The organism is Arthrobacter sp. BPSS-3 (assembly GCF_044628475.1).
Lineage (GTDB): Bacteria > Actinomycetota > Actinomycetes > Actinomycetales > Micrococcaceae > Arthrobacter.
Window position 1 is genome coordinate 421,495 of record NZ_JBIMMV010000001.1, and the last position, 12,365, is coordinate 433,859.

Sequence of the window (12,365 nt, forward strand, 5' to 3'; positions counted from 1 at the left end):
ATGTTGATTATCGGACCTCCCGGCTCCGGCAAGGGAACGCAGGCGGAACGCATTTCGGAGCGCCTCGGCGTCATTGCGATCTCCACCGGCGACATCTTCCGGGCCAACGTCAAGGGCGAGACGCCGCTCGGGCTCGAAGCCAAGAAGTACATGGACGCCGGCGACTTCGTCCCGGACAGCGTGACCAACAAGATGGTCCGCGACCGTCTCTCCGAGGGTGACGTCGAGGCAGGGTTCCTGCTGGACGGCTACCCCCGCACCACCGCCCAGGTGGACTACCTCGACGGGATCCTGGCCGACAACGACCAGAAGCTCGACGTCGTCCTGCAGCTCACTGCCGACGACGAGGAGCTCGTCACCCGGCTCCTGGGCCGCGCCAAGGAAACCGGCCGCAGCGACGACAACGAAGCCGTCATCCGCCACCGGTTGGACCTGTACCACGGCCAGACCGAGGCGGTCGTCAACAAGTACGCCGAACGCGGCATCCTGACCCGCGTGGACGGCATCGGCGGCATCGACGAGGTCACCGACCGCGTCATGCAGGCCATCAAAGCAGCACAGTCCGCCTAGGACCCGCCGCAAACCGTTGAGGCTCCTCCCGCACTGCCGGGAGGGGCCTCAGGCATTTGTCCGCCATCCCGCCAGGGGCGGCGGCACCACCGAGAGGACGCAGAGTATGGCATTCGGCCAGACGCGCATTGAATACAAGACCAACGCCCAGATGCGGACCATGCACGAGGCCGGCCTGGTGCTGAGCCGGGCGCTCGACGCCGCCGTCGCCGCGGCCGTCCCCGGCGTCACCACCAAGGACCTCGACGCCGTCTTTGCCGGCGTCCTCAAGGACGCCGGGGCCACGTCGAACTTCCTCGGCTACCACGGCTTCCCCGCCACCATCTGCACCTCGGTCAATGAGGAAGTCGTGCACGGCATCCCGGGCGACCGGGTGCTGAACGACGGCGACATCATCTCGATCGACGGCGGCGCGATCGTTGACGGCTGGCACTCGGACTCGGCCCGCACCGTGATCGTCGGTACCGCCGACCCCGAGGACCAGCGCCTCTCCGACGTCACCGAGGAAGCCATGTGGCGGGGGATCGCGGCCCTGGCGAAGGGCAAGTTCGTCGGCGACATTGGCAACGCCGTCGACGACTACGTCTCCTCAGTCCCGGGCAAGCCGCTGGGCATCCTCGAGGATTACGTGGGCCACGGCATCGGCTCGGCCATGCACATGCCGCCGGACGTGCTGAACTACCGCACCAGCCACCGCGGGCCCAAGATCCGTCCCGGACTGTGCCTGGCGATCGAGCCCATGCTGGTGCGCGGCAGCATCGACACGGCAGTGCTGGAGGACGACTGGACCGTCGTCACCACCGACGGCGCCCGCTCGTGCCAGTGGGAGCACTCCGTGGCCGTGCACGATAAGGGCATTTGGGTCCTCTCCGCACCCGACGGCGGCGCCGCAAAGCTCGCCCCGCTCGGCGTCGTGCCCGTTCCCATTCCCTAACGTCCGGTCACCCAGGGGCGTTGGCGCGCTGCGTCCCCGGTGACACAGAAAAGCCCTGGTGCTGCGGGGACTCCCGCAGCACCAGGGCTTTTGCGTATCGCCGGCCGGTGCTAGCTTTTCAGCTTCGGCTTGACGTCCTTGGTGTAGATCCCGTCGAGGGTGGTCTTCAGGTCCGTCATGGTGGCCTTGACGTCGCCCTGCTGGGTGAGGATCTTGGCAGCGGCCTTGGCCATTTCCTGGTCCGCGCCGGGCAGGAACACGCGGGCGTTGTCCTGGACGTGGGTCACGGCGAGCTGGTCCATGGCGGTCTTGATCTGCGGGGTCTTGGCGAGCACCGCGGTCATGTCCGCCGACTTGCGGATCGGCATGTAGCCGGTGGCGGCGGAGAAGGCCGCCGTGCTCTCCGGCTCCGTCATGAACTTCAGGAACGTCGCGGCGGCCATCTGGACTTCCTTGCTGACACCGCTGGGGATGCCCAGGCCGGCGCCGCCGGTGGGGCAGACGCCGGTGTCCTTCTTCGGGCCGCCCGGCAGGAAGCCGACGCCCACGTTGAACTTGGCGGACTGCAGGACGCCCAGCAGGTCGCCGGTGGAGGAGATCGTGGCCGAGGCGATGCCGGCGGCGAAGTCGTCGGCGGCGTTCTTGGACGAGACGCCGGCCCACTTGTCCTTGTAGACGGAGTCCTGGGCCCACTGCAGGGCCGCCACGGACTCGGCGGAGTCGCAGTTGAGGTCCCAGCCGTTGGACCAGCTGCCGCCCCAGCCCCAGAGGTTGTTCTGCAGCGTCCAGCCGGCGTAGCCGGCCAGCGCCGGGTACATGTAGGAGTAGCTGGCGCCCGAGGCGGCCTTCAGCTTGGGGGCCCACTCGCCGAATTCCTGCCAGGTCTTCGGTGCCCGGTCAGGCAGGCCCGCGGCCTTGAAGTGGTCCTTGTTGTAGTAGAACAGCGGGGTGGACCGGCCGTAGGGGAGGGCCCACTGCTTGTCGTTGTACTTGTAGTCATCGACCAGCGACTTCTGGAAGTCGTCCATCTTGAAGTCCAGCTGCTTGATCAGGCCGTCGAGCGGGATGATGTTGCCGTTGGTGTAGTAACGGAACCACCAGACGTCGGAGAGGACCACCAGGCCGGGCAGGGCGGACTTGGCTGCCTGGGAGGTCTGGAACTTCTGGGCGATCTCCTCGTAGTTGGCGCCGGCGGTGATCAGGTTGACCTTGATGTCCGGGTACTTGGCCTGGAACTTGTCGATGATGGCCTTCTCGACGTCCTGGGACTTGCCCGGGTGGCTGGTCCAGAAGTCGAAGGAGCCGGCCGGCTTCACGCCGGTGAAGTCGATGTCGGACGCGCCGGTGGTGGCGCCTCCGCCGCTGGTGGACGGTCCGCCGCAGGCGGCCAGGGCCGCGGCACCGGCGCTGGCGCCGGCGAGGCCAAGGAAGTTACGGCGGTCGAGTTTGGGGGCCATGATGGTTCCTCTCGGGAAAGGTTGACTCGATTGAAGCGTGGTGGAACGGGGAAAATCGGGTGTGGGCGGAGGGCGAGCCTGGACGGCTACCCGGTGACGCTGCCCTGGGTGAGGCCGGCGACGATGTACCGCTGCAGCGCGGCGAAGACCAGCAGGATGGGGACGATCACCAGCATGGCGCCGGCCATCAGGATGCCCCAGCCCGCGCCGTTGCCCTCGGAGGTCTGCAGCAGGGTCAGGCCCACCGGCAGGGTCATGGTCTCGGGCCGGTCGGTGATGATCAGCGGCCAGATGTAGTCGTTCCACTCGCTGACGACGGTGACGAGGGCGACGGTGGCGATCGAGGGCAGGGACACCGGGGCGACGACCTGCCAGAGGCGGCGCCAGTGGCCGGCGCCGTCGATCTCCGCGGCCTCAAGGATGGACCCGGGGAGGGTCAGGAAGTGCTGGCGCAGCAGGAACGTGCCGAACGCGGTGCCCAGGCCGGGGAGGATGATGCCCCAGAGGGTGTTCTTCCCGCCGATTCCGGCGATCAGGATGTAGTTCGGCAGGATGGACACCTGCGGCGGCACCATGAGGGCCACGAGGATCACGATGAAGATGACGTTCTTGAGCGGGAACCGGACGAACACCAGGGCGTAGGCCGTGAGGATGGCCAGGATGACCTTCACCGTGGAACCGACCGTGGTGACGATCAGGCTGTTGATGAAGAACTGGCCGAACGGCACGGTGGTCATGGCCACCTTGTAGTTCTCCAGGTTGAAGCTCTGCGGCAGGATCTTCAGGTCCGTGGTGACGATCTCGCCGGGAGTCTTGAGCGAGCTGAGCATCATCCACAGCAGCGGGACGACGACGACCAGGGTGGCCAGGATCAGCGGCACGTAGCCGCCGACGATCGTCTGGACCAGGTTGGCGCGGGAGAACGGGCGGTTCCGTTGCGGCGGCAGGTCCTGGTTCGCGCCTGCCGCGGGGGCGGCCCCGGCCGCCGGATCGGGACTGACGGGGGAGAGCGTGCTCATGAGTAGTGCACCTTACGTTCGACGAACCGCACCTGCAGCACGGTGATGATGAGCAGGATCGCGAAGAGGATCACGGAGATGGACGCGGAGTAGCCGGCCCGGTTGTAGGCGCCGAAGGCCTGCAGGTAGGCCTCGTAGATCAGCGTGGAGGTGCCGTTGCCCAGCGGGGTCATGATCCGGATCAGGTCGAACGCCTGCAGGGAGCTGAGCAGCGTGGTGATCAGGAGGAAGAAGGTGGTCGGGGAGAGCAGCGGCACGGACATGCTGACGAAGCGGCGGAAACCGTTGGCGCCGTCGAGGGACGCTGCCTCCATGACGTCCTTGGGCAGCGACTGCAGCCCGGCGAGGTACACCACGGCGCAGTAGCCGAGGTTCTTCCAGATGTAGACGATGATGACCATGACCAGCGAGAGCTGCGGGTCGTTAATCCACTGGGGGCTCTGCTGGCCGATGCCGCGCAGCAGCCAGGAGAGCACGCCGTAGCCCGGGTCGAAGATGAACAGCCAGACCAGGCCGACGCCGACGCCGCTAAGGACGTAGGGGGCGAAGACGGCGGAGCGGGCGAAGGTGGTGCCGCGGACCTTGGCGTTCAGGGCCAGGGCCACCAGCAACCCCAGGATCATCGAGCCGCCGACGGTGACGACCGTGAAGACCGCCGTGGTGCCGAGCACGTTGGGTGCATCGGCGCTGGTGAAGAAATTGATGTAGTTGTCGAAGCCGACGACGGTCGCCGAGGCGGAGCCAAGCGTCCAGTCCAGCGTCGAGTAGTAGATGTTGTTGATCAGCGGCAGATAGGTGAACACCGCGATCAGGGCCAGGTTGGGCAGTGCCAGCGCGAGAAATACGAAGAAGTCCCGGCGGGTCCTGGCGGACCAGCGTCCCCTGCGCCGGGCCGGTGCGACGGCCGCGGCGGTAGCCGCTGGCCTGTCAGTCAATTGTCTTGTCATGGTGCGTCTCTAACGGATCCAGGCCTGCCACTGGCAGGCGTTCGGGCGGGGGGATCAACATACACTTCATCACACACTTGATGGGTGGAACCCCGCACAAGGCCCCGTCAGAGCTTTGTTATGCCAGGCTTCCTTGCCCGTTTACCTTCTGTTGGTTGCAGTATTCCACACCGTTCGCCTGTGGTCAGGGATGCTCGGATTGGCGAACCGGGCACCAATTCCGCCCGGCCCGGCGCACAATGGAGCCATGACGGGGATCACGGATGTACCGGGGATCAGGGTGGGCCATGCCGGCCGCCGCGGCGGGGGCTGGCTGAGCGGGGTGACGGTGGTGCTGCCACCGCCCGGGACCACCGGCTCGGTCGACGTCCGCGGCGGCGGACCCGGCACCCACGAGACCGACGCCCTGGACCCCACCACCCTTACGGCCACGGTCGACGCCGTCGTCCTCACCGGCGGCAGCGCGTTCGGCCTCGCCGCCGCTCACGGTGCGCAGCGGTGGTGCGAGGAGCAGGGGAGGGGGTTCGCCGTCCCCGGCGGGGTGGTTCCGATTGTGCCCGCCGCGGCGATCTTCGACCTGGGCCGGGGCGGCGACTTCGGCGCCCGACCGGACGCGGCCATGGGCTACGCGGCTACCGCGGACGCCGCCTCCCGCCCGGAAGGGCACGACGTCGACCGCGGCAACGCCGGCGCCGGCACCGGAGCCCTGATCGGCCGGGGATCCTACAAAGGGGGAGTTGGCACAGCCTCCATCACCCTGGACAACGGCGTCGTCGTAGGGGCCATAGCCGTAGTAAACGCGCTGGGGTTACCTTTTGGCACATCGCCGACGCGGGTGGAACCCGGCAGCGTGCGTCTAAGCGACGAAGGAGCGAGCACGCAGAGGGTTGCGCCCGTGCCGGCGGAAGCCAGCCACGGCCCGGAGGGCGCGCAAGCGCCGCAGCTGCCGCCCCTCAACACGACCCTCGTCGTCGTCGCCACGAACGCCCTCCTGGACAAGGCCGAGTGCAAGCGCACGGCCTCGGCGGCGCACGCAGGCCTGGCCCGGGCCTTGAACCCAAGCCACACCCTGGCCGACGGGGACACGGTCTTCTGCCTCGCCACGGGCGCCCTCGCGCTGGACCGCGACACCGACGCGGCGCGGCAGCTGAGCCTGATCACGCTGCAGAGCGCGGCGGCCGACGCCGTGCGGCTGGCGATCCTGGACGGGGTCGACGCCGCAGTCGACGAGACCACCCCGGCGGGCCGGTTTCGTGCATACCGGCGCTGAGTGCGCTAGCATGACTGGATTTAACATTCGGCCTTCGATGCCGTAATGTTGACTGTTGGTTGTCTGCCCTGCTGTGCCCTTTTGGGGAGCGGTAGCCGGGAGGCAAGCAAGAAATCACAAACGTTCGCGGCCGCATCCGGTGCAAACCGGGGTGCCGCGGCAACAACAGTTAGCGGAGGGTATGGCCAAGAAGGACGGGGTCATTGAGATCGAGGGCGTTGTGACCGAGGCGCTGCCCAACGCGATGTTTCGCGTTGAGCTCACCAACAAGCACATCGTTCTGGCACACATCTCTGGAAAGATGCGACAGCACTACATTCGGATCCTCCCCGAGGACCGCGTAGTGGTGGAACTGAGCCCTTACGACCTGACACGTGGTCGTATCGTCTACCGCTACAAATAACCACTGGACGGCCGTGGCATCAGCCAGGGTCCGGGCCAGCTGACCACTGCAACACGCAAAGGAACGCCATGAAGGTCAAGCCGAGCGTCAAGCAGATCTGCGAAAAGTGCAAAGTGATCCGCCGTAATGGCCGGGTCATGGTGATCTGCGAGAACCCGCGCCACAAGCAGCGCCAGGGCTAATTCTCCCCTTCGGAGAACCCCGGGTTGCTAACCCACGCAAGTAAATAAAAGGCAGCACAAGCTGATCTGGGACATTGAGCACCAACGAGTCCGGACAGCTAACCCCCGGTCGGAGGCTGGGGCCGCACACATCGTGCGGGTGTACTGCCTACGACCTCCGGTTTATTCAAGGAGTACCGCCACTATGGCTCGTCTCGCTGGCGTAGACATTCCCCGCGAAAAGCGGCTGGAAATTGCGCTTACTTACATCTACGGCGTGGGCAAGACCCGTGCACACGAAACCCTGGCTGCCACCGGCATCAGCGCCGACGTTCGGGTCAAGGACCTGACCGACGCCGAACTGGTTCAGCTGCGTGACTACATCGAAGGCAACTACAAGGTTGAGGGTGACCTTCGCCGCGAGGTAGCCGCCGACATCCGCCGCAAGGTCGAGATCGGCAGCTACGAAGGCCTGCGTCACCGCAAGGGCCTGCCCGTACGCGGTCAGCGTACGAAGACCAACGCTCGTACCCGCAAGGGCCCGAAGCGCACCGTCGCCGGCAAGAAGAAGGCCGGACGCTAAAACCCATGTGCCCCCTGAGATCGCTTCGCGATTGCAGGGAACCAGGCATTTGTGGGCCGACAGCGTTCGCTTCCCCCAAATAACTTTCTGTAGGAGAAATAATGCCCCCGAAGACTCGTGGCGCGGTTCGCAAGCCGCGTAAGAAGGACAAGAAGAATATCGCGCTGGGCCAGGCGCACATCAAGAGCACGTTCAACAACACCATCGTGTCCATCACGGACCCGTCCGGTGCTGTCATCTCCTGGGCCTCGTCCGGTGAGGTTGGATTCAAGGGCTCGCGTAAGTCCACTCCGTTCGCCGCTCAGATGGCCGCCGAGGCCGCTGCCAAGCGCGCCCAGGAGCACGGCATGCGCAAGGTTGACGTTTTCGTCAAGGGACCGGGCTCGGGACGCGAGACCGCCATCCGTTCGCTGCAGGCCGCTGGCCTCGAGGTTGGCTCCATCCAGGACGTCACCCCCAGCGCCCACAACGGCTGCCGCCCGCCGAAGCGCCGCCGCGTCTAATGCTCTGCCGTGCTTGCCCGGACCGTCGCCGGTCCGGGCAAGCGCCGCGGCGTTAAGCCATTAGACCGATCTTTCCACCACCTGTGTTGCGTCATATAGCGGATGCTCGCCGAAAGGAAACCTAAGTGCTCATTGCACAGCGCCCCACCCTCTCCGAAGAGGTCGTCTCCGAAAACCGTTCCCGCTTCATCATCGAACCGCTGGAACCGGGCTTCGGCTACACCCTCGGTAACTCCCTCCGCCGTACCCTGCTCTCCTCCATCCCCGGTGCCTCTGTCACGAGCATCCGGATCGATGGCGTGCTGCACGAGTTCACCACGGTTCCGGGTGTCAAGGAAGATGTCACCGAGATCATCCTGAACATCAAGAACCTGTCGGTTTCCTCCGAGCACGATGAGCCGGTTGTCGCTTACCTGCGCAAGCAGGGCCCGGGAGTCGTCACCGCCGCGGACATCGCTCCGCCGGCCGGCGTCGAATTCCACAACCCGGATCTGCACATCGCCACGCTGAACTCGAAGGGCAAGTTCGAACTCGAACTGACCATCGAGCGCGGCCGTGGCTACGTGTCGGCAGCTCAGAACAAGTCCGGCGACTCCGAGATCGGCCGCATCCCGGTCGACTCGATCTACTCGCCGGTGCTGAAGGTGACCTTCCGCGTGGAAGCTACCCGTGTCGAGCAGCGCACCGACTTCGACAAGCTGATTGTCGACGTTGAGACCAAGCCGGCCATCGCCCCGCGCGATGCCGTTGCCTCGGCCGGTACCACCCTGGTGGAACTGTTCGGTCTGGCCCGCGAGCTGAACACCGCAGCTGAAGGTATCGAGATCGGCCCGTCGCCGACGGACGCTGCCCTGGCAGCGGACATGGCACTGCCGATCGAGGATCTGGACCTCACCGTCCGTTCCTACAACTGCCTCAAGCGTGAGGGCATCCACACCGTGGGTGAACTCGTTGCCCGCTCCGAGGCTGACCTGATGGACATCCGTAACTTCGGTGCGAAGTCCATCGACGAGGTCAAGGCAAAGCTTGTTGAGCTGGGTCTGTCCCTCAAGGACTCCCCTCCCGGTTTCGACCTTGCAGCCCGCGCCGCAGCCATCGAAGAGGACGACGCCGCGTTCAGCGACGACGAGCTCTAAAACAGATCTTGGCCGGCGGGCCGGACGCACCGCAGCGTGCACGGTCCGCAGGCTTCCATATGAGGAGAAATAGTTATGCCTACCCCCACTAAGGGTCCGCGCCTCGGAGGCGGCCCGGCTCACGAGCGCCTCATGCTCGCGAACCTCTCTGCCGCACTGTTCGAGCACAAGCGCATCACCACCACGGTGACCAAGGCCAAGCGCCTGAAGCCGTACGCCGAGCGTCTGGTGACCTTCGCCAAGCGCGGCGACCTGGCTTCCCGCCGTCGCGTGCTGGGCCTGATCAGCAACAAGGGCGTCGTCCACGAGCTGTTCACCGACATCGCGCAGGCGATGGAGAACCGCGACGGCGGCTACACCCGCATCACCAAGATCGGCAACCGTAAGGGCGACAACGCCCCCATGGCTGTCATCGAGCTGGTCCTGGAGCCGGTTTCCGCCAAGCAGGCCGTGGTTGCCGAGGCCACCACCGCCGCCAAGCGCGACGCCGACAAGAAGGACGAGGCTGCTCCGGTTGCCGAGACCGAAGCCGCTGAGACCGAAGAGGCCCCCGAGGCCGAGGCAGCAGCAACCGAAGAGGCTCCGGCCGCCGAGGAAGCTCCCGCCGAGACCGAGAAGGAAGCGAAGTAATTCGCTGACCGCCTTCTTATAGACTTAGGTCTATGAACGAGCACGAACCCGCTGTCCCCCTTACCGGGGACGGCGGGTTTTTGCGTATCCGGCTGGACCTCTCCTACGACGGGGCGCCGTTCAGCGGCTGGGCGCTCCAGCCCGGCCGGCGCACCGTCCAAGGCGTCGTGGAGGAGGCCCTGGCCCTGTTGCTGCGCCGGCCGGTCCGGGTCACCGTGGCCGGACGGACCGACGCCGGTGTGCACGCCCGCGGCCAGGTCGTGCACTTCGACATGGCTGCCGCCGAATGGGCCGGGCTTCCCCGCGGCGCCGGACTGGATCCGGCCGCCGCGTTGCTGCGCCGGCTCCGCGGCGCCCTCCGCCGGGGCATGGGGGACCTCGCCGGGGCCGTCGAGGTACACCGCGCGGCGCTGGCGCCGGAAGGCTTTGACGCCCGGTTCAGCGCGCTCTGGCGCCGCTACAGCTACCGCATCGCCGACGGACCGGCCCGCTGGGACCCGGTCACCCGGCACGCCACGCTCTGGCACAAGACGGCCCTGGACACCGCACTGTTGAACGAGGGTGCCGCGCCGCTGCTGGGGCTGCAGGACTTCCGTTCCTACTGCAGGCCGCGCGAGGGTGCCACCACCATCCGCGAGCTGCAGCGCTTCGAGTTCACCCGCGGGGCCGACGGCGTCATCGTCGCGACCATTCAGGCGGACGCCTTCTGCCACAACCAGGTCCGTGCCCTCATCGGTTCGGCGCTGTTCGTCGGCGCCGGCCAGCAGCCCCCGGGCTGGCTCTACGAACGGCTGCTGGCCCGGCAGCGGGACGCACGCTCCGTCCTGGCCCCGCCGCACCCGCTGGTGCTGGAAGAGGTGGCCTACCCCTCGGCGGAAGGGCTGTTGGCCCGGGCGGAGCTGACCCGCGCCCGGCGCGAGTAGCGCCTTTCCCCGGCGGTCCCCGATCTTCGGTTGGCAAGCCGCGGCTAGAAGGAGCGCGGCGGCCCGTCCGCCGGCAATTCGACGGTGAAGGTGCTGCCGTGGCCCGGGCGGGTGCGGCAGGTGATGGACCCGCCGTGTCCCTCCACGATCGCCTTGGTGATGGACAGTCCCAGCCCGGCCCCGGGGATGGCACCGTCGCGCACCGCCGGGCTGCGGAAGAAGCGGGTGAACACCCTGTCGGCATCGGCGGCGGTCATGCCGATCCCGGTATCCCGCACCTGGAGGACCACGCGGCCCTCCGCAGCGCAGCCGGAGACCGTCACGGATCCGCCGTCGGGCGAGTACTTGATGGCGTTGGAGACCAGGTTGTCGAGGGCCTGGCTGATGCGCAGCGGATCGACGTTCGCCCACAACGGCTCCCGGGCCTCCATCGACAGGGACACCCGGGCCGCCTGCGCGTGGGCCTGGGCGGAGCCGATGCTGGCCTCCACCAGCCCGGCGAGGTCGGTGCGACGGGGCTGCAGCTGGACGGCGGCGCTGGCGGTAACCAGCAGGTCGGAGACCAGGGCCAGCAGCCGCTCGGCGTTGCGCTGGGCCACCTCAATACGGCGCAGCACGGACGGCGGCAGCTCCTCGCCGAGGACAAGGTCCAGGTTGCCGATGATGGAGGTCAGGGGCGTCCGGAATTCGTGCGAGACGGTAGCGACGACGTCGTCCTTGGCGGCCAGGGCATTTACCAGCCCCGTGACCTCGTTGTAGACCACGACGGCGCCGCCGAAGCCGCCGTCGTCGTCGCGTAGCGGCCGGGCGCCGGTGGAGACCACCCGGCCGCCGGGGGCGCCGCCGAAGCAGACCAGGTGGTCGGCGAAGGATTCCCCTGCCATGGCACGCCGGATGGGCCGCCGTTCGGGCTGGAGCGGGGTCCGCTGGTCCGGCCCGGTGAGCAGCAGGTGGTCCTCCCAGCCGCGGTGCACGGCGGTGCTGGCCCCGTGCGGCGCGGCGCCCGACTCGAGCCGGCTCTGCCAGCTGTTGGTGAGCAAGCGCCGCCCCTCCGCGTCGACGGCCACGATCCCTACGTCCACCGTGTCCAGGATGGTGTTCAGCAGCCGTTCCCGTTCCCGGCTCTCGGCCAGGAGCGCCTGAAGCTGGGCTTCCTTCGAGTCCACGCGGCGCTGCTGGCGGGCAAGCTGTCCCTTGACGAACTCCATGGCCACCGCCACGGCCAGGGTGGTCAGGGACAGCAGGGCGACGGTGGCGATCCGGCCCGGGCTGTCGTCGGGGCCGGCGTCGAAGAACCACGGGAGTCCGGCCAGCAGCGGGCCGAAGAAGCTCAGCGCGGCGGCGATGCCGGGGGAGAGCCGGGAGGAGGCGAGCCAGACCACGGGCAGGACGGACAGCACCCCGAGGCCCGGCAACTCCTCGGCCGCGGCGACCCGGCTGAGTCCAATGGCGGCCAGATCGAGCACCGGAATCCACAGCGTTGCCAAGGCCGGGAGGCGCTCCCAGGGGACCACCAGGCAGGCAAGGAAGAGGGCGGCGTGGGCGGCGACGGCGGCCTGGCCCCACCCGCTGTAGAGGTGCAGGTCCCAAGCCGACGGGGCCGCGGCGAGGCCGGCGGTGAGCAGCAGGGTGAGGGGAAGCTGGGAGCTCAGGACGCGAAGGCGGGTGTGCAGGACGGTCGGGCGGCGGGGTACCCGCACGTCATGAACCAGCCGCCACTCACCCAAAGGCCAACGCTCCTCTCACGAAGCTTGAGTTTACAGTCGTGTCAAAATAAATTGACATCAAACATACGAAGATTGCTGAACAAAAATGTGCCGGAGCCCGGG

General features: G+C 67.4%; 14 protein-coding genes. 10 read left to right on the forward strand and 4 right to left on the reverse strand.

The window, feature by feature from the left end; all coding sequences use genetic code 11:
- Together ACFVY3_RS02055 and map are read left to right on the forward strand one after the other, a co-directional pair.
- Window positions 1–570: an adenylate kinase gene (locus ACFVY3_RS02055; protein ID WP_290255919.1), complete on the forward strand. Its 570-nt coding sequence runs from the start codon at window positions 1–3 to the stop codon at window positions 568–570.
- Between the two features lie 106 nt (window positions 571–676).
- The gene (map, locus tag ACFVY3_RS02060) at window positions 677–1,504 is read left to right on the forward strand and encodes a type I methionyl aminopeptidase (RefSeq protein WP_400158590.1); all 828 of its coding nucleotides are present in this window, start codon (window positions 677–679) and stop codon (window positions 1,502–1,504) included.
- Window positions 1,505–1,614: 110 nt separating this feature from the next.
- Here the strand turns inward: map and ACFVY3_RS02065 are convergent, their stop codons facing one another.
- The 3 genes from ACFVY3_RS02065 to ACFVY3_RS02075 all read right to left on the reverse strand — a co-directional run bounded on the left by ACFVY3_RS02065 (window position 1,615) and on the right by ACFVY3_RS02075 (window position 4,927).
- The gene (locus tag ACFVY3_RS02065) at window positions 1,615–2,961 is read right to left on the reverse strand and encodes an ABC transporter substrate-binding protein (protein ID WP_400158591.1); all 1,347 of its coding nucleotides are present in this window, start codon (window positions 2,959–2,961) and stop codon (window positions 1,615–1,617) included.
- Between the two features lie 86 nt (window positions 2,962–3,047).
- Complete coding sequence (locus tag ACFVY3_RS02070) at window positions 3,048–3,980, reverse strand: carbohydrate ABC transporter permease (RefSeq protein ID WP_400158592.1); 933 nt, start codon at window positions 3,978–3,980, stop codon at window positions 3,048–3,050.
- Window positions 3,977–4,927, reverse strand: a complete 951-nt coding sequence (locus ACFVY3_RS02075; protein WP_364133336.1) for a sugar ABC transporter permease — start codon at window positions 4,925–4,927, stop codon at window positions 3,977–3,979. The genes ACFVY3_RS02070 and ACFVY3_RS02075 overlap by 4 nt, the downstream gene beginning before the upstream one ends.
- A gap of 247 nt (window positions 4,928–5,174) precedes the next feature.
- Here ACFVY3_RS02075 and ACFVY3_RS02080 point away from each other — a divergent pair, with 247 nt between their 5' ends.
- The 8 genes from ACFVY3_RS02080 (at window position 5,175) to ACFVY3_RS02115 (ending at window position 10,536) form a co-directional block, all read left to right on the forward strand.
- A complete protein-coding gene (locus tag ACFVY3_RS02080) occupies window positions 5,175–6,197 on the forward strand; it encodes a P1 family peptidase (protein WP_400158593.1) in 1,023 nt (340 codons plus the stop codon).
- A 181-nt stretch (window positions 6,198–6,378) separates the two neighbouring features.
- Entirely contained in the window at window positions 6,379–6,600 is a 222-nt protein-coding gene (infA, locus tag ACFVY3_RS02085) for a translation initiation factor IF-1 (protein ID WP_009358723.1), read from the forward strand.
- Window positions 6,601–6,668: 68 nt separating this feature from the next.
- Window positions 6,669–6,782 (forward strand): 50S ribosomal protein L36, encoded by a 114-nt coding sequence (rpmJ, locus tag ACFVY3_RS02090; protein WP_009358722.1) that lies wholly within the window; start codon window positions 6,669–6,671, stop codon window positions 6,780–6,782.
- 184 nt (window positions 6,783–6,966) lie between these two features.
- Entirely contained in the window at window positions 6,967–7,344 is a 378-nt protein-coding gene (rpsM, locus tag ACFVY3_RS02095) for a 30S ribosomal protein S13 (RefSeq protein WP_011775569.1), read from the forward strand.
- Window positions 7,345–7,445: 101 nt separating this feature from the next.
- Complete coding sequence (rpsK, locus tag ACFVY3_RS02100; protein ID WP_066436904.1) at window positions 7,446–7,847, forward strand: 30S ribosomal protein S11; 402 nt, start codon at window positions 7,446–7,448, stop codon at window positions 7,845–7,847.
- Between the two features lie 125 nt (window positions 7,848–7,972).
- Complete coding sequence (locus ACFVY3_RS02105) at window positions 7,973–8,983, forward strand: DNA-directed RNA polymerase subunit alpha (RefSeq protein WP_290255912.1); 1,011 nt, start codon at window positions 7,973–7,975, stop codon at window positions 8,981–8,983.
- A gap of 75 nt (window positions 8,984–9,058) precedes the next feature.
- Complete coding sequence (gene rplQ, locus ACFVY3_RS02110) at window positions 9,059–9,613, forward strand: 50S ribosomal protein L17 (protein ID WP_290255911.1); 555 nt, start codon at window positions 9,059–9,061, stop codon at window positions 9,611–9,613.
- Between the two features lie 32 nt (window positions 9,614–9,645).
- Window positions 9,646–10,536 carry a tRNA pseudouridine synthase A gene (locus tag ACFVY3_RS02115; protein WP_400158594.1) on the forward strand — a complete coding sequence of 297 codons (891 nt, stop codon included), beginning with the start codon at window positions 9,646–9,648 and terminating at the stop codon, window positions 10,534–10,536.
- A gap of 44 nt (window positions 10,537–10,580) precedes the next feature.
- On the opposite strand, the gene ACFVY3_RS02120 is transcribed toward ACFVY3_RS02115, so the two are convergent.
- Complete coding sequence (locus ACFVY3_RS02120) at window positions 10,581–12,236, reverse strand: sensor histidine kinase (protein WP_400158595.1); 1,656 nt, start codon at window positions 12,234–12,236, stop codon at window positions 10,581–10,583.
- Window positions 12,237–12,365: the final 129 nt, after the last annotated feature.

Excerpts from the sequence above, each read along its gene's own strand:
- ACFVY3_RS02065 (WP_400158591.1), bottom strand. The coding sequence starts at position 2,961 with ATGGCCCCCAAACTCGACCGCCGTAACTTCCTTGGCCTCGCCGGCGCC.
- rplQ (WP_290255911.1), top strand. The coding sequence starts at position 9,059 with ATGCCTACCCCCACTAAGGGTCCGCGCCTCGGAGGCGGCCCGGCTCAC.
- rpmJ (WP_009358722.1), top strand. The coding sequence starts at position 6,669 with ATGAAGGTCAAGCCGAGCGTCAAGCAGATCTGCGAAAAGTGCAAAGTG.
- rpsK (WP_066436904.1), top strand. The coding sequence starts at position 7,446 with ATGCCCCCGAAGACTCGTGGCGCGGTTCGCAAGCCGCGTAAGAAGGAC.
- rpsM (WP_011775569.1), top strand. The coding sequence starts at position 6,967 with ATGGCTCGTCTCGCTGGCGTAGACATTCCCCGCGAAAAGCGGCTGGAA.
- map (WP_400158590.1), top strand. The coding sequence starts at position 677 with ATGGCATTCGGCCAGACGCGCATTGAATACAAGACCAACGCCCAGATG.
- ACFVY3_RS02080 (WP_400158593.1), top strand. The coding sequence starts at position 5,175 with ATGACGGGGATCACGGATGTACCGGGGATCAGGGTGGGCCATGCCGGC.
- ACFVY3_RS02070 (WP_400158592.1), bottom strand. The coding sequence starts at position 3,980 with ATGAGCACGCTCTCCCCCGTCAGTCCCGATCCGGCGGCCGGGGCCGCC.
- ACFVY3_RS02115 (WP_400158594.1), top strand. The coding sequence starts at position 9,646 with ATGAACGAGCACGAACCCGCTGTCCCCCTTACCGGGGACGGCGGGTTT.
- ACFVY3_RS02055 (WP_290255919.1), top strand. The coding sequence starts at position 1 with ATGTTGATTATCGGACCTCCCGGCTCCGGCAAGGGAACGCAGGCGGAA.
- infA (WP_009358723.1), top strand. The coding sequence starts at position 6,379 with ATGGCCAAGAAGGACGGGGTCATTGAGATCGAGGGCGTTGTGACCGAG.
- ACFVY3_RS02075 (WP_364133336.1), bottom strand. The coding sequence starts at position 4,927 with ATGACAAGACAATTGACTGACAGGCCAGCGGCTACCGCCGCGGCCGTC.